This window comes from Bradyrhizobium sp. CB3481 (genome assembly GCF_029714305.1).
GTDB lineage: Bacteria > Pseudomonadota > Alphaproteobacteria > Rhizobiales > Xanthobacteraceae > Bradyrhizobium.
The window spans coordinates 2,224,793-2,241,342 of the sequence record NZ_CP121647.1; the positions used below are offsets into that span (position 1 = coordinate 2,224,793).

General features: G+C 56.0%; 12 protein-coding genes. 6 read left to right on the forward strand and 6 right to left on the reverse strand.

All coding sequences use genetic code 11. From position 1 onward, the window contains the following. Positions 1-82: 82 nt before the first annotated feature. Entirely contained in the window at positions 83-1,225 is a 1,143-nt protein-coding gene (locus QA643_RS10785) for a nodulation protein NodZ (RefSeq protein WP_283033144.1), read from the reverse strand. Between the two features lie 53 nt (positions 1,226-1,278). Then, the gene (locus tag QA643_RS10790) at positions 1,279-1,971 is read right to left on the reverse strand and encodes a hypothetical protein (protein ID WP_283033145.1); all 693 of its coding nucleotides are present in this window, start codon (positions 1,969-1,971) and stop codon (positions 1,279-1,281) included. A gap of 540 nt (positions 1,972-2,511) precedes the next feature. Here QA643_RS10790 and QA643_RS10795 point away from each other — a divergent pair. Further along, a complete protein-coding gene (locus QA643_RS10795; protein ID WP_283033146.1) occupies positions 2,512-3,180 on the forward strand; it encodes a PEPxxWA-CTERM sorting domain-containing protein in 669 nt (222 codons plus the stop codon). 505 nt (positions 3,181-3,685) lie between these two features. Here QA643_RS10795 and QA643_RS10800 read toward each other — a convergent pair. From QA643_RS10800 to QA643_RS10810, 3 genes are read right to left on the reverse strand one after another with little or no spacing between them, the layout of a single operon-like run. Then, positions 3,686-5,422, reverse strand: a complete 1,737-nt coding sequence (locus tag QA643_RS10800) for a hypothetical protein (RefSeq protein ID WP_283033147.1) — start codon at positions 5,420-5,422, stop codon at positions 3,686-3,688. 49 nt (positions 5,423-5,471) lie between these two features. Continuing rightward, complete coding sequence (locus QA643_RS10805; protein ID WP_283033148.1) at positions 5,472-6,779, reverse strand: FAD-binding oxidoreductase; 1,308 nt, start codon at positions 6,777-6,779, stop codon at positions 5,472-5,474. A gap of 37 nt (positions 6,780-6,816) precedes the next feature. After that, positions 6,817-8,253: a UbiA family prenyltransferase gene (locus tag QA643_RS10810; protein WP_283033149.1), complete on the reverse strand. Its 1,437-nt coding sequence runs from the start codon at positions 8,251-8,253 to the stop codon at positions 6,817-6,819. 514 nt (positions 8,254-8,767) lie between these two features. Between QA643_RS10810 and gspG the strand changes: the two genes are divergently transcribed. Beyond that, positions 8,768-9,244, forward strand: a complete 477-nt coding sequence (gspG, locus tag QA643_RS10815; protein ID WP_283033150.1) for a type II secretion system major pseudopilin GspG — start codon at positions 8,768-8,770, stop codon at positions 9,242-9,244. An 83-nt stretch (positions 9,245-9,327) separates the two neighbouring features. Next, positions 9,328-11,385, forward strand: a complete 2,058-nt coding sequence (locus QA643_RS10820; protein ID WP_283033151.1) for a hypothetical protein — start codon at positions 9,328-9,330, stop codon at positions 11,383-11,385. Positions 11,386-11,453: 68 nt separating this feature from the next. On the opposite strand, the gene QA643_RS10825 is transcribed toward QA643_RS10820, so the two are convergent. Then, entirely contained in the window at positions 11,454-12,587 is a 1,134-nt protein-coding gene (locus QA643_RS10825; protein ID WP_283033152.1) for an acyltransferase, read from the reverse strand. Positions 12,588-12,708: 121 nt separating this feature from the next. Here QA643_RS10825 and QA643_RS10830 point away from each other — a divergent pair, with 121 nt between their 5' ends. The 3 genes from QA643_RS10830 (at position 12,709) to QA643_RS10840 (ending at position 16,515) form a co-directional block, all read left to right on the forward strand. Beyond that, on the forward strand, positions 12,709-14,172 hold the full coding sequence (locus tag QA643_RS10830; RefSeq protein WP_283033153.1) for a hypothetical protein: 1,464 nt from the start codon (positions 12,709-12,711) through the stop codon (positions 14,170-14,172). 61 nt (positions 14,173-14,233) lie between these two features. Further along, positions 14,234-15,601 carry an oligosaccharide flippase family protein gene (locus QA643_RS10835; protein WP_283033154.1) on the forward strand — a complete coding sequence of 456 codons (1,368 nt, stop codon included), beginning with the start codon at positions 14,234-14,236 and terminating at the stop codon, positions 15,599-15,601. Positions 15,602-15,816: 215 nt separating this feature from the next. Further along, positions 15,817-16,515: an FkbM family methyltransferase gene (locus QA643_RS10840; protein ID WP_283033155.1), complete on the forward strand. Its 699-nt coding sequence runs from the start codon at positions 15,817-15,819 to the stop codon at positions 16,513-16,515. Positions 16,516-16,550 lie beyond the last annotated feature (35 nt).

Below are 16,550 nucleotides of genomic sequence, written 5' to 3' on the forward strand. Positions count from 1 at the left end.
GAGCTCGAGAAAACTCGGTCTCGCCATAGATTTAATTGCGGTGACTAATAATTGTGGAGCAACAGACTTTTGTCTCAAGCGGCTAAGACATCGCCCGGACAATTAGCCGGTTTGTTCGGCTTGGCTGAAGGCGTAGTTGGCGGCTTTGCTCAAGCATTGTTCTTGCGAGGATCGAGAAGCCGCTATCCATATACATTAGGGCTTGGCAGCGCTGCATAAGATCGAGCTCCACAAACATGTCGAGCGTAACCTGCTCTGGCACGGTCCCTATGCGAGTGCCGTTCTGCCCGACCGGCTTGGCTTCGAATTGGTGAAGCGGACCGTCGCCCTTCTCGGGGAGAACCTTCGGTCGGACAACAAGATTCGGTAAGAATTCGCGAAGAGTGTCAATGATCTGCATCGAATCGCAAAACAAGAACGGTACGGCATTTACGGCGTTGAGCCTTTCCGCGAAAGCGTGGAAGTCCGCAGCAACCTTGCGGCAAAATCTCCGTTCCGCCCCGGCTTGGCTCGACATACCCACAAATGAGGCAGGCATGTTGTCCGAAAACCGGCCGAAAAGACCAGGTCGGTGCACATCGTTGCGAGCGTTCAGGGATAACTGGCGACTTAGGGCGAAGGGGCTAAGCCAATACGCGGCGCGTGCCCCGACATTCTCTCCATTGCCGTGACGGAGGTGAATGCCGACGGCGAATGCGGAACCGATTTGTTCGTTCCAAAATCCCTGTGCTTCGGCACGAATTGGCTCTGCCAGATGGAGCTCTGCCAGAAGCAATCTCACCATTTCGCGGGGCGGCGGCGGCTCAACCCATTGATTTAGCACAACAGTAGGTTCGATCGGCTTCCTTTCGGAAGTTACAAGTTCGTTTACCGCGGCTACCTCTTCCGCGCTGTGCTTCAAATGGTCGGAACTTGTGAGGTCTGCTTGCGTCCACTTTGCCGGCCAGATCGGCGTCCGGTATTGCAGGCCTCCAACGGAATCATCTGCGATAATCCGAACGCCTCCCATTGCTTGTCGAGGCTCAAAATAATGGAAAAAGCAGTTGCGCCTCATGGTGGGGTCCGCATTGAACCGGGATCCCCGCCAGTCCACCACCAGAGTTCTTGCGGTGCGCCGAGCAAGCCACCATGCACCAATCAGGCACGAGAGATGATCGCCAATTCCGCCGAAGCAATGCCTTGCGATTATCACGTCCCGATCGATCTGCGCGATATTACCAGTCAATTACGACTGCTCCTTGCGCGGACGTCTGATTCGGCCGCCATCAGGTGCGAACCCTAGATGCTCCGAAGCAGGGCAAGTGCTCGAAGCACCCCCGCCAGTTCAGGTTCTGGCGTCAGCACGATCCAGCCCGATTTCATCCCGGTTTCCTGCTTCGCGGGTGTCGCCGGGTAAAAAGCGCAATAGGGCGGCAGGTTTGAGTTCTCAATGTATTCCAGCGTCAGGGCCTTGTCCGGCCCGTAGTCGTCGTAGTTGTAATCGGTATCATCGCGGACATTGAAGTCGTCTATCACAATTATCGAGTTGGTATGGTTAGCAAAGATTACCTGTAATTCTTCGCGCAATGGAAGACTGTTTTCCCAGTGTGCATCAAGGTAAAACAGAATTCGATCACGGCGATCTGCATGGCTAAGCCTCTTGGACAGAAAGGAAACTGATGAATCCAAGTGCGCTTCAACGTTACTGAACCTCGAAAGTCTTGCCTTTGCGAAGTAGAAGAAACGTTGATCCGTCTCTACCGTCTCCAGGGGAAGTCCGAACTGGGCAAACCATTCTGTCGTCGTTCCACGGAAGGTACCCGTTTCAATGATTCGATTAATCCCGGCCGCGTAAATGATCTGTCGCACGGCTTCGAGGCGGGAAGTCTGTCCGTTCATCGCAAAGCCCCACGGATAGAATTTGCGATGGTCCCGCAAGGCGTAATCAGTCAGCCCTTTCAAAGCGCGAATCGTTTGGCGAATATAATTCATAGGACCAACGCTCATACCTTATTTGTCTTGCGCCCAATAAGTGGGTTATGGTCGCTCCGACGGGCCAGTATTTGCCCGCCGGTCAAAGGGCAAGCGTTTTTCGTCGACGGCCTGCCTGATGGGTCGTTCGAATGCTGTTTTTAACCGTGATTTCAGCAAGCTTCAGCCGACAAATTTCATATCGATTTTCAACATCGCAATGGATTTGCGCCCGCTCAGTATCTTTATTTTTGCCTTTAGTTAATCGATTTGAATTTATTTAATTATTGGTCTTGGGAGGAGCGTCTGCCGTCCGAATCCGAGCGATTCTTGGGCTGCGGGCGTTCATTTAATATCGTCTTTGCGGCTGAAAATGCCTGATTCTTTGCCCCCGGCGACAAATGGCTGCGCCGGCCGTGTCACGCATATCTCTTGCTGGGTCTCTTGCCGGGTTTTTAAGCCCAAAATTTAAGTGCGGATTCATGTTAATCTTCTGTTGACACTCGGCCGGAGGAACGGTATTTATTAAATAAGTTTTAATTTGCAATGAGAGGGGTTGTTATGAAGCCATCCAGCATTTTCGGGATCGTCGTATCCGCGGCTATTTTGTGTTCGAGCGCCGCAAGCGCTGCCATCATTCAAAATGGTGGGTTTGAGACGGGTACGTTTGCCAACTGGACGGTAAACACGGGTGGTGATCCGTCATTCCCTCAGGTGGTGATTCAGTACGGCCAGTCGAGCGGATACCCGACGGGCGCCTTTGGCGAGCCGATTCCGGCTCCGGTTGGCGGTGGTCTGTACGGTGCTTACTTTGTTTCGGACGTGTATAACCAATCGATTTCGCAGTCTTTCTCTTTGACTGCCGGCGAGAAGTATACGATCAGCTATGATATCTATTCGCCGCAGAACGGTCAGTTGAATCCGTTTGATGCTCTTCTTCAGTCCGCCACGGACGGCAATCTCTCCCCAATTTTCACGGCCAAAACCTTGGGCAATGGCTGGGTGAGCTATTCGGCGGACTTCTTTGCAAACGCCGGGCCTTATTCGTTTACTCTCGGCTTCCATCCGCTCGGTGTTCCGGCAGCGGACTTCGTGATCGACAACGTCAATCTCACAGTTGCCGTTCCGGAGCCCGCGACGTGGGCGATGATGATCTTGGGCTTCATGGGGATCGGTTTCTTGGCCTATCGTCGCCGCTCCTCGACCGCTTCGAGCTTCCGTTTGGCTTGATCTAAGTCCGACTTGGATTTTGTGGATAGGCCGCCGAAAGGCGGCCTATTTTTTTGCCCGGACCAGGTTTCAATCGATACGGAACGCGCCATCAAAGCCATCAAACGCGAGGCAAATCGTTGCTCCTGCAGTGACGTTCAATCGGCGCCAGCGGCGACCTCAAGGCGCCACACACGCCGCGGAAGCCTTGGCGAGGCCGCTGGGAGCGCGCAAATTTTCCCGAAAGAATTTGCCGGCGGCTGTTCAAACGCGTTCCACCACCCCCTGCAGAGCAGCAGTGGGCGGCCGCTCTGAGGATTGCTAGTCAGGGGTATCGAGTCTGGCGCTCCGCCCAGACCAGCGATCGAGCTCGTCGCGAGCTGCTCCAGCGCTTGCCTCGCGGACTAAACGGCGATGAGCGGGCGTTCCAACGGTCGAACTGGGTATATGTCGCCAGCGATCCTGAGGTGGAGGCACTGTAGCCAAAGCAATGACCGCTTACGGGAACGGCCATCATTCTCCGCAGTCAATCTTGTGCGAGGTGCGTTCTTAGCCTGGCGGCGTCATAGCGGGCGAGCCGTCGACCATCGATGATAGTCCATTCCGCTGGTGGGGGAAGACTTTCTACAAAATGCGCGATAACGCTTTCATTGGGCTTGGGCCCATCTACCGGCTTTGCGCCTGCGGAGCCTGTCACCAGATCCGTCAAGAATACGGACCTTGTGCCGGGGAGAGCAACAAGCTTGTCGAGAAGGAGCCGCTTGAGCGTGGCTTGATTTTGGGCATAGAAGTCGATCCGAAACACCTTCGCTGGACCAATGAATTCCATGTAACTGGCAGCCATGAATCCGTTCTCTACGATCAGATCGTCGCGTTGTGCGGCTCGGGCGATGGGCTCCTGACGCGCCAGCCAGTAGTCGGAATGCTTGTCCAACCGTGGAATGACGCCGAGCAGTCCATTGAAGCTGATAAGAGCGATGGCGCAAACGGCTACGCCCTTGGCGGCGAAGCGCCAGTCTTTGCCGGATATGACGATGCCAAACAGCAGGACGGCGGCATACCAGGGGGCAATCCAGAACTCGTTATTGATCGGCTCCCACCAGTCGAAGAATACAGCGGCGGGCACAAGATAGCATAATACGCTGGCAACGGCGTGCCTGTCCCTGCGCCTGTCCTCGCGCAGCAAGCTGCGCGACGCATAGGCGGCAGCCAGCACGACTGCGAAAATGGCAAGGAGTGCCAGGCAGAACAGCATGGGTCCGACTTCAGAAAGCCAGCTCGGCAGATGCGCGGCAAACCACTCCTCTTCGACGAGAATCTTGTTCGGAAACTGGGCGTGCATCTGGCCGACGACAGCCGGAAATGCGAATGCGAACTCGACCGCAAAGACCGATCGGCTAATCCCTACGAAGGCCAGCAGAGGTGACTTGATCGTCCAATGTCCCCATTGTGTCTGCCCGGGCGTGCTGAGATAGGACATCAGCCATTCCCGAACTCCCTGTTCGTCTGCAGGCCTCACCAGGACCAGAAGGAACAAGACGTAGTAGATGGCGAGGAGTGCAAACATCACGCTTGCGGTCAGGAGACCTTGCTTGAAGGCGGACCAGATACCCCGCCCCCGCAACGTTCGGAATAATAGCGGCAGGATCGAAAAGCATATCAATCCGGAGGCGCTGTGAAAGGTGACCGCTGCAAAATATACAAACCCCAGACCGATCAGAAACCGTGCGGTTGGCGCCTTCTCTCGCGTCATCACGAGCGCCAGCGCTACTGCAATGATAAAAAGCTGCGGAACATACTTGTCGGGCTGCAGGCTGTACCACCAAGGTCCAAAAGCGCCTGAAAAGAAAAGCGTCATGGCGGCGGACAGTGCAACTCGCCTGGTGACGATCGCCAGTGTGACGTAGAGCAGGGGTAGGAGGAGCGTTCCGAACACCCGAGCGACCAGCTTGCCGGCCAATGTAGGTTCAGACGCGGCCGGGAGGAGCCGGTCAATTGCCGTGCACAGGATTTGCCATCCGCTTCCCGCGCCGTCGAATTCTCTGAAGTTCAGCGCGCGGATATTTAGCGAGTAGAACAGGGCATCCTCGGCGTCGAAATAACTGTGCGCGTTCAATGCCAACCGACTGAGGATGGCCCAAGCCACAATTGCTCCAAAGACAATCCAGAAATTCTTCAGGCGGGCGACCGTTGCCAATGCGGCAAGCCCCGGTCGAGCCTGGCCTTCCGAATGGTTCGCTGATGCTTTACGTACGATTGTCATGCCAATTGTCATCTGATTTGGGGGGAATGCGAAAGCCGTCAGGGGACCGCTAGTCCAGGCCGATTCTTTGTGCCTGGCGCGACGAAAATGTCGCAAGCGCGCCGTATCGCGATCTCACTTCCTGGAACTGCATCCAGCGCGGGTAGCTGCGCTTGAACGTCGCTTCCTTCATGCGGGCATCCTTTGCCAGATAGATCCGCCCGCCATAGTCCAGAACGACGGCGTCCAGTTCGTTGAGCAGTTCGAACAGTCCGTCTTCCAGCTTGAAGTCAACCGAGAGCGTATAGCCCTCGATCGGGAATGACAGAAGGTTCTGGTTCGCTCTTCCGAGGAGCTTGAGTACGGCAAGAAACGACCCCCGGCGCGACTCCACGATTTGCTTTAGCAGCGCAGTCAGGCCTTCCAGCCCGGCATGCTTGGGTACGACGAACTGGTACTGCAGGAATCCGCGTTTGCCATAGAGTCGGTTCCAGCCGTGAATGCCGTCGAGCGGATAAAAGAACGACTCGCAGTCCACGCGTTGGGAAGACCGCGCTTGGCGGATGCGATGGTAGTACAGCCAGTTGAAGGCCTTGATTGAAAACCTGTTCAAGGTCTGCGTCGGAACATCGAACGGCACCGATATCCGGCGCTTGTCGGGCAGGGATAGTCCGCCGAACTCGGAGTGCTCGCCCAACATCAGCAACGCACGGCCCATCGCAGGACCAGTGACCATACAGTCGATCCAGGCGACCGAGTAGGCGCTGGCTTCGTGCGCGTCGAACAGATGCAACGCTTCCTGCAGATTACGGGCCTTGAACGTTATCTGCTCGACAACCGTGCTCGATATCGGCTTGAGGCGAAGCGTCGCCTCGAGAATGATGCCGGTGAGGCCCATGCCGCCGACGGTCGCGTGAAACAGATCGACATGCTGATGTCGGGAGCATGTGAGGATTTCGTTTCCAGCCAGCATCAGATCGAAGGACTCGACGAACTCGCTGAAGCACCCTTCGAGATGATGGTTCTTGCCGTGCACGTCGCTCGCGATGGCCCCGGCGATGGTCACGAACTTGGTGCCGGGCGTGACCGGCAGGAACCAGCCCTTTGGCACGCTGTGTGTGAGAAGATCAGATAGCGTCACGCCTGCGCCGCAGCGGATGAGGCCGGCTTCGAAATCGAACGCTGAAACGCCGTTCAGGCCGCAGCAGTCGATGATTTGGTCCGACAGTGCACTGTCACCGTAGCTGCGCCCCATGCCGCGCGGGATGACCGGACGCGCGCGCGATTTCACGGCAGCAGCGATACCGGGGGGGTCGACCGGCGAGCGGATCTCGGCTTCGACGACCGGATATCTTCCCCAACCGTGAACAATGGGCATGCAGGCTCGCAGTTAGTGTGCTGTCATGTGGATGCCGCTATAAAATTGCGGCGAAGAAGATCGCGGCGACGAGTCCGCCCGTGAGCAGGCTGATTCGATCGGTAGCGGCGAAGATCACGGGATCCTGCCGCATTTCACCGCGCTGGGTGATGACGTACAGCCTGCCCAGCCAGTAGGTCAGAAGACCGCAGATTGCCCAAAGCAGGACCGGGTGGCGATAGGTCGCTCTGACTTCCGGCGAGTTGATGTAGAGCGCCAGCACCAGGATGGCGATGAAGCCGGAGGCGACCATCATTGGCGTCACCGTCGGCAGATCCTCGCGCCGGTAACCTCGGCCGTCGATCTTCTCGGGCATCGTCTTCGAGGATGCAATCATCTCGGTACTTCGCTTCACGAGCGCAAGGCTGAGGAAGATGAAAAGACAAAAGCCGACGAGCCAGTCCGATGGCAACACGTCCGACGCAATTCCGCCGGCGATCACGCGCGCTCCATAGAGCGATGCGAGCGCGACGACGTCGATCATGAGCTTGCGTTTGAGATAGAAGGAATAGCTGATGGACAGGCAGGAATAGCCGAGCAGCACGGCTGCAAAGGCCGGATTGAGCATCAGCGCCGATGTCAGGGATGCGCTGGCGAGACAGGCGAACAGGACCGCGCCGTGGCTGACGGGCAGGACGCCTGACGCCATCGGCCGGTGACGCTTTTCGGCATGCGCGCGGTCGTTATTGAGATCGAGCATGTCGTTGACGAGATATGCGCTCGACGCGCAGAGACAGAAGCTCAGAAAGGCGACCAGCAAGGGCGCAAGCGTCGCAAGGTCGAAGCGATGTGCCGCGAGGGCCGGCAGGAAAACCAGGATGTTCTTCAGCCACTGGTGAGGCCGCATCAGGGTGAGATATGGCACGATGGAAAATTCGCGAGTGCCTAGGACGACCAGGTTCGGCAATTCGCGATTGATGCGGTTGGTAAGCTTGCGCGGGGCGCCCAGGATAAGGGCCTGCCGGGCTTCGCGCCAGATCGGAACATCCTTGTACGCGCTGCCGAGATAGTCGAAGCCGTGGACGCCAAAGGCGGCGACGAGGGTCGCCGCCCTAGCTTGCGCCGTCAGCTCCAGTCCGTTTTCGGATGCAAACACGCCCTCGACGAGGTTCACCGAACGCACGATCGCTTTCGAGAACCGTTCATCGGCACCGGTCGAGAGATACACCTTGCGGCCGTCCTGGCGTACTTGGCGAATAACAGCGAGTGCCTGTTCGTTGACCGGGAGTGCGCAAGCACCGCACGACGCCTGCTCGGCGATCGCATTTGCGAAAGCGGCATAGCCGTTTCCGAGTTCGAGGAGCGTGCGCACTGAAGCGCGGGGTCGCTTGATCAGCGACAGCATCGTTTCATGAACGCTGTTCGCGCCCGTCAACGTGCCGTCGATGTCAACCACGAGCGGAACGCAATAGTTTGGTGGGGTTCCTTGATCCATGGCCGGATTCGGAAAATCGCAAGATGAAATCTAAAAAATTAACTAGGCAGAAGCCAAAGCTACAACAACTGCGCGGTTTTGTGAGCGGTCCGTTGCACGGTTTTTTACGGCAGTGCCTACCAATTAGGGTTAATTTGGCTAGAATGGCCCGGGCCGGATTAAATGCCGCCTCGCGTCCGTTTGCGTGATCGCTCCGGATGATGACGGCCGTAGATGTACGGGGATCAGCGCGCAGCCGGGATAGCCGGGCGGACCGGCAGGGCTTAAATCGGTAATAGTTCGGGGTAGTTGCGCCAAGTGCCGCGGCCTGAAGCTCTCCGGTGGCATTACAAGGTTAAGCATTGCACGGCTGCGGATGTAAACTTCAGGTTCTAAGATTGAAGGCAATTGTCGTAGATGGGTTACCTCGCATTGACCGTCCGTTGAGTTGTTCCAGATCGTGAACCTTTTGGTGACGCGAGGGCCAGAGGATCGCCCGCGAGATCCAGGGAAGCGGACTCAGGGGCATGCAGGTATGCGTATTACGATGGGAAATGGACAGGCGAAGCTTCGCCTCTGTCGTCGCGAGGGACGATATCGAGGACGGAATGACGAGGGCTATACGCTTCTCGAATTGCTCGTCGTGATGGGAATTCTGGCCGTCCTGACGGCGATCGCGACGCCGCAGCTCATGGGTTATTTCGGCAAGGCGAAGACGCAGTCGGTTGAATTGCAAATCGAGAACATCGGCACCGCGCTGGAGCTCTACTACATGGAGAATGGTAGCTATCCAAGCGCGAGCGCCGGCCTGAAGGCTTTGGTTGAGCCGACACCGGAAGCGCCGCGCTGGAACGGGCCATATCTCAAGAAGGCGAAGAATCTGCTGGACCCTTGGGGACGTCCCTACCAGTACAATTATCCCTCGGCGAACGGCGAATACGAAGTCTACTCGCTCGGCGCCACGGGAAAGGCGGCGTCGGTGAGTTCGAAGGCGACGTTTCGGGGTGGCTAGCGCGTAGCTAGCTGAGAACCGAGGATCGCTGGCTACAAATTGGAAGTAACTGGATCACGCAAACGAATTATTGGGCTTAATCAATGACTCTCAAGATGGACCGTAGAACTTTTCTCCAGGGCACCAGCGTTGCGGCGCTCACGTCGATGATCCCGGCCAGCGTGGAAGCCGTGACGCCTACAGCGGCCAGGCCTGCAGCCACGGCTTCAGGTTCGACCGCAACCGGCAAATTCAATGGCGGCCGAACGCAGGTGAATCTCAACTTCCTGCAAGGAGGCGGTGACTATCCCTTCCTGAACTGCATGAAGACGGCGCAGGCTTGGGGGCATATCGATAACAGCGGGCCGCCGGAGCCCAACATTCTGGATAGCGACGGCTATCCGACCTCCATGGTGCACGGTGGTGTCTATACCGTTTTCTTCGTGCCTTCACAGGCGCAGCGGCCGGGAAATTACGTGATCACCTGGAGCGGCAACGGCACCATTCATTGCGGCATGACCAACACGCCCGTTAGCGGCAGCAAGACCAGCACGAATGGCAGCGGACGATATGTGTTCTCGACCACCGACACGCGCTTCGTGATCGGTATCAAGGCGATCGGAACGCCGTACATCACCAACTTGCAGGTCTTCCACGCCAATGACGAAGCGGCGCTCAATGCGGGGCAGGTCTTCAGCGACAAGTTCAAGCAGCGGCTCACAGAAGCGAATTTCGGTGTGGTGCGCTTTCTCAACTGGCAGAGCGGCAACAATACCAACGTCACGACCTGGGCGACGCGCAAGCCGATTTCCTACGTCTTCTATGCGGGACAGGAATTCCGCGGCAGTCTCTATGCCGGGCCCACCACTAACGTCGGCGCTGACTACTCTGCATCGCTGCCGGGTTTTCAACTGGCCGACAAGGCTACCGTCATTGTGAAGTTCAATGCGAGCAACAACGGCCCCAGCACGCTGAACGTGAACGGTACAGGTGCGTTCAACATCCTCAATGAGTACTCCGGCCCTCTGTCGTCTGGAACCAATTCCTATGTGGTGGGCGGTACTTGGCAAAGTCTCGCGACCCTCGTGTTCGACGCTACCCTCAAGTCGTGGATAAAGTTCGGAGGCGATATCGCGATGGGTAGTGCCGGCCTTGTCAACGGCTGCCCGCCGGAGCTGATGCTTCGGCTATGTGCCGAAATCGGTGCGCACCCACACTTCGTTACGCCGGCGTTTGCGATCGACCCCGCGACCGACTACATGCCGAGCCTTGCAAGATATTGCCGCTCCAATGCACCGTCCTGGATGATCCCGCGGTTCGAGGGTCCCAATGAACTCTGGAATGCCGGACCGGGATTTTACCAAACCGGCTATGCCAATGCCAAGGCGGTGGCCTATGGCTGGGGTGCTGATTACCAGAACTGGTACGGCAAGGTGATGTCCGTACTGGGGCAGGCGATAAGCCTTTCCTACTCGGGCGATCGTACTAAGTACCAAGTGTTGTGTGGGGTACAAACAGCGCTAGGCAGCAGCGCCGCGGGTACCGCTGGAGCAAACGCAAGACTGGCATCAACCAAGTATGTTTCTCAGTCCGCTCCGGCTCAGACACCCTACAGTAAGACTCCAGCATCCCAGTGGGTCTCGCACGTGTGTTGCGCCCAATACTATGCTCCGTCCGAATTCGGGACTGCTGAGGAGGTGACAGATGCGACCAACTACGCGGCTGCAGTAGCTGCCGGCGACACGACACTGCAACAGTCAATCGTCACGGCGTATGCAAGCACCGCAAACAGCGGAACTGGAAATTTCACGATCCAAAAGTGTGCTGTCCTATATGGGAATTGGAAGAAGTGGGCGTTGAGCTTCGGCGTAACGAAAATGTGCGGTTATGAAGGAGGCTATTCGCCCGATCTCAATGGAACCGTACAAGTTAGGGCCTTACGCGCCGCGTCCAAGCAGGCGCCAGTGCTCTATAATTTGACGACGATGAACTACAACAATTTCGTTGGCTTGTCGGACAGTGGCTTTACGGCTGAGTTCCCATCGTGCTTCCAGCTCTCCGGTCCTGTGCCGATAAATAATGCTTGGTCCGTCCTAGATGACATATATCAGACGCCCAACCCACCCCAGTGGAGTGCGATCGTGGCGTTCAATCGCTATTGAATGCTGTCGCACTCACTGCGCAAGTACTGATCACATAGATCGAGGGTTGTGGGGGACCCTCGAGTTAGCTATCGCTGGTCCGTACTGGCTGACCGTGTGAGTGCGGTTTGCCTGATCGAGGCCAGTGTCGCAGCTTCCCTTCTGAAAGTTCTTAGCGAGAGGATCGGCTTCTCAATAAGCCTGAAGCTTATTTCCGCTACGATACAAACTACTCCGGCATAGGCGACAAAAAAAACGAAGCCGTAATGTTCGACGAAACTCCCGAAAAATTGCTTCAGTCCGATCAGCACGAGTACATGATAAACGTATATTCCGTAGGAAATGACGCCAATATGGCAAAGTACTTTGTTTCGGAGAATTCTGAGTAAGGGAATTTTCTGGATTGCCCCAATGATTGCGGCAGCCGAAAGCAGATCAAGCAACGAGTAACCCCAGACGAATCCACCGCTGGGGAGAAGGTACATTTGGTAGCCGAGGCTGCCCTTGAAGGCGGCCCTGTACGCAAAATGCTGGTGCAGGAGCACGGCGACACCAAGCGCTGCCGTTACCAGGCCTACGGCTACGATCAGTCTTCCGGAATTCCTGAGATCCTGCAGCTTCCAAACCGCGATCGCTGCGCCAAACGCGAAAGCATCGAATTGTGCGAACGGAACGACGTAGATTGTGCGTCCCAGAAGTTCATCGTATCCCGAACCTCGAAGGGTGAGGTAAAGGATTGCCCGGATTGCGGGACTGAGCAGAATAACGCCGAGGATAATTCGCTTCAGTTGCGTAAGCGAGCAGAAGTAGATCACGAGCGGCCAGAGCAGATAGAACTGCTCTTCCACCGCGAGTGACCACAGGTGCGTAAACGGCTCTCCAATGTCGGAAGGCCGCAGGCGCCCGAAATTCGTGGTATAGGTCAGCAGATAGGGCCAATCGGCTTTGAGCGCCTCCGGCCAGCCGGTACACGCAAAGAGACCGGTCATCGCAAGCAGATAAAAGAAATAGAGCGGAAAAATTCGCAGTGTTCGGCGCCAGTAGAAGCGGCCCAAGTAAGACGGAAATGGCTTCTCTTTTTCGGATAGGAGGATGTCGGATATCAGGTATCCGGACAGCACGAAAAACAGCTGAACTCCGATCCATCCCGGCGCAAACAGGCCGAAGTGAAACAATACGACAAGAATTACGGCGATGCCTCTGAGGCCGTCGAGTTCTGCCAATCGTGATTTCATGAAACTTAACGGCTTCCAGGACTTGAGATTATCCGGCTTTAGTACAATAACGTTGGGATTATCAATTACGTGCAGCTTTATCCTGCAGGTTTGCTAGGAATATATCAAGATGGAGGGGGAAGCCTCGGCGACGGCGAACTGGTTTGCAAATGTTGCCTTGCTGTCGTGGCCGGCCGTTGCTGTGATTCTCTATCGAACTCGGCCATTTTCCGAAGCTACGGTATGGACTATTTTAGGCGCACTGCTGCTGCTTCCATCCCAAGTGTCGATCAAATTCCAAATGATACCGGCGATCGACAAGAGCTCGATCTCGAGCTTTTGTGCATTGGTCGGATGTTTCTTACTTGCTCCTCGTGCAAAGCGAACCAGCGTCGGCTTTGGACTGGCTGGGCTTCTGGCCACGATCTGCATCCTGGGTCCCGTCATCACTTCCCTCCTTAACAATGACAATGTGGTCATCGGCGGACGTCTTTTGCCTGCCGTCGGATTGTACGACGGCATTTCCGCTTTGCTCAGTCAGTTGATCTTTCTGTTGCCCTTCTTCATCGGCCGCCGTTTTCTTCGCGAGGCAAGGGACGTTGAGGCGCTTCTTCTCGCTCTCGCTTTGGCGGGACTTGTGTACTCTCTTCCAATGCTGTTCGAAGTGCGGATGAGTCCGCAGTTGTCGACGTGGATCTACGGATACTTTCCCTCGTCGTATGCAGGCGAGATGAGATACGGAGGATATCGCCCCGTAGTATTCATGAATAATGGTCTGGTTGCTGCATTCTTTCTGTCGACGTCTGTCTTGGCGGCCGTTGTATTGTGGCGCGCGAGGAGCCCGATCCATAGATTTCCGGCTGGAGCTGCATCAGCTTATTTGCTGATGGTGCTCATTCTCTGTAAATCGGCCGGAGCGTTGGTTTATGCCACCGTCTTGGGATTCCTAGTTCGTTTCACAAAGCCGATAACACAGGTGCGTGTGGCGGTGCTGCTTGTTAGTATCGCGATGTTGTACCCAGTCCTTAGGGTAACTAACCTTTTTCCAGATCAGCAGTTGGTCGATCTGGCATCCTCCTTCAATCAGGAGCGTGCAGACTCTCTGAAATTTAGGTTCGACCAGGAGCGTCAGTTGCTGGCGCATGCTTCTGAGAGATTTGTCTTTGGTTGGGGGCGCCACGGTCGCAACCGCGTCTATGAAGAGTCCGGGCGCGATGCGAGCATAACCGACGGTTTGTGGATTTTAACGCTTGGGCAATTCGGATTTGCTGGCTTCATCGCTCAATTTGGCTTGCTCACTCTACCTGTCATTCGCGCCGCAACGGCGTTAAAGCGGATCAACAAGATGCGGGAAAAGATGCTACTCGCGGCCCTAGCACTAATCGTGGCTGCAACGGCTATCGAGCAACTGCCGAATGCGTCGCTTACCGCCTGGAGTTGGTTGCTGGTGGGAGCCCTGTTGGGACGAGTAGAGGAAATCCGCTTGACGAGGTCTCGAAGTCGAAGTTTGAACGTGTTTCAAGATGAATTGGAGCGCCCGAAAGCATCGGTCCCGCTCCGGGAACGCGCTATGTTCAGTCCTGCTAACCGATAGTGACGTCAGAGGAGACACGACGTTTGGGTGGGGCGGGCCGAGCATTTCGGATATCTCGTAAATGAATGTTATCAACCGAACCGCCCTTCGGCAACGAGTATTAGCGGCCGGGCTGTGGAGCCTTGCCGGATACGCGTTTAGCATGATCATCCGTTTCGGGAGCAATTTGCTCATGACGCGTCTGCTGATGCCCGAGACGTTTGGAATTATGGCGATCGCCTCGACAGTAATGATCGGGCTCGCCATGTTTTCCGATCTCGGCCTCAAGCAATTTGTGGTGCAAAGCGCCCGGGGGAGTGAGCAGTCCTATCTAAACACAGCGTGGGTAATACAGATACTTAGGGGTGTCGTCCTGTGGGGTGCTTCTATCGTCCTGAGCGGACTTCTGGCAGGCTTTGGGTATGCCGACCTGATTCCTGCCGCAAGCGCGTACGCTTCCCCTGTCTTGCCATGGATCGTTGTCGCACTCTGCTTTTCGACAGTCATCTCCGGGTTTTCGTCGACCAAGATGCTGGAAGCTAGCCGCGGTCTCTCGCTCGGCTTCCTCACGCGCCTTGAGATCGCCGCCCAGCTCGTCGGACTGGTCTGCATGATCGTTTGGGCGCTCGTTGATCGCTCGATCTGGTCCCTCGTCGCGGGAAGTCTCGCTGCCACCGCTGCGCGAACTTGGCTAAGCCATGTTTGGCTGCCGGGCGTGAGGAATCGATGGGAGTGGGACAAGGCAGCGGCGAGCGAGATTCTTCACTTCGGGAAGTGGATATTCCTGGCGTCAATCCTGGGGTTTCTCGCAAGCAGCGGAGATCAGCTAATTCTGGGCGGTCTGGTGAATTCCACGATCCTTGGTTTGTATGTCGTTGCCAACCTTTATGTTAGTACGGCTGACGGGGTGCTAACGAGAATAATGGGCGATGTTTCGTTTCCTGCCTTCAGTGAGGTTGTGCGTGAGCGACGGACCGATCTAAAGCAAACTTACTACAAGTTTCACAATCCGATTGCCGCCGTGGCTTACGTCTCCGGCGGCGTTCTTTGCACCTTTGGACAGGCACTAGTCAGCTTGCTTTACGACAGCCGCTACGAGTACTCCGGGTCCATTCTCGGAATTCTCTCGTTAATACTATTCACCGTACCATTTAGGCTTTCAACTCAATCGTTTTTGGCGCTGGGGGTTCCAAAGCTTCAATCGAACATCGTACTCTTGCGGCTGGTGTTCCTGGTAATCTTAACTCCAGGTGGCTTTTACTTTTTCGGCTTCATTGGTTCTCTCTGGGGTATTGTGATAAGCCACTTTTCTTATCTCCCGTTGATTATCTCCTACAATTTCCGCCACGGCCTGTTCGACTTGCGGAAAGAGATCTATCTGCTGGCGTTCGTACCGGCGGGACTGGCCGCCGGAAGCCTTCTATCGCTCCTGATAGGGTACGTAAAATGACGCTGAGTACGTCAGACTTCGAGCGGCCGAAGAACGAGGTCTGGGTCTATCGAGTTATCGACAACGTGCTGCGTGCATGCTTGCGCAAGCTTCCGCCGACGCAAGGGATAGAGGCAATCGCGTTATGGTGGGGGTACAGATTTCGGCCGGCTCCACGCGTATCGCGGCTACGATCAGGTCCGCTCATTAGAACTGATCACACGGATTACCTTCAGTTGCTCATCTACTATCTCGGAACGTTCGAGCCTTATTGCCTTCCTTTCCTCCGCGGGTGCGTTTCGAAAGGGGGCACGATTGTCGACGTTGGGGCCAATATCGGATTTTACACGCTCGAAGCCGCGGCAGCGGTTGGGTCATCGGGACATGTGGTTGCGATCGAGGCGGCTCCCTCTCACGCAAATGCACTTCGGCAAAACGTAGAGCTGAACGGGCTTCAGAATGTTTCGATTATAGAATCTGCCGTCGGGCATGCACATGGGGAAGCCACTCTTTCGCGCGCTGACGAAGATAATTTGGGAATGTTCAGCCTCGGTGGCGCCGGTGGGGTCGAGTCCCACACCGTGACCGTCAGGACTATCGACGAATTGTTAGAAGAGCGCGGTGTTCATTCCGTCGATCTGATCAAGATGGACATCGAAGGCTCGGAGTACAGTGCGCTATTGGGTGCGGATCGGATTTTGCGAACACTTCGACCTGCGATTTTGGTGGAGCTTAACGAGTCTGCGCTGCGCAGATGCGGGTCGTCTTCAAGCGAGGTACTAGGGCTCCTGCACGGCTTGAACTACCTGGGCTGGAAGATTGATCGGGATTCGACGGAGCCGCTCGGAGACCACGATGAGGTCGACTGCATTGAGTGCATCTTCTTGCATCGCGGGAATCAGCCTCTCATTGAGAGGCTTGGATTGAAAATCTGAGCGGTTGCCGCGTTTCGGAGGCGGGCCTTTGAATT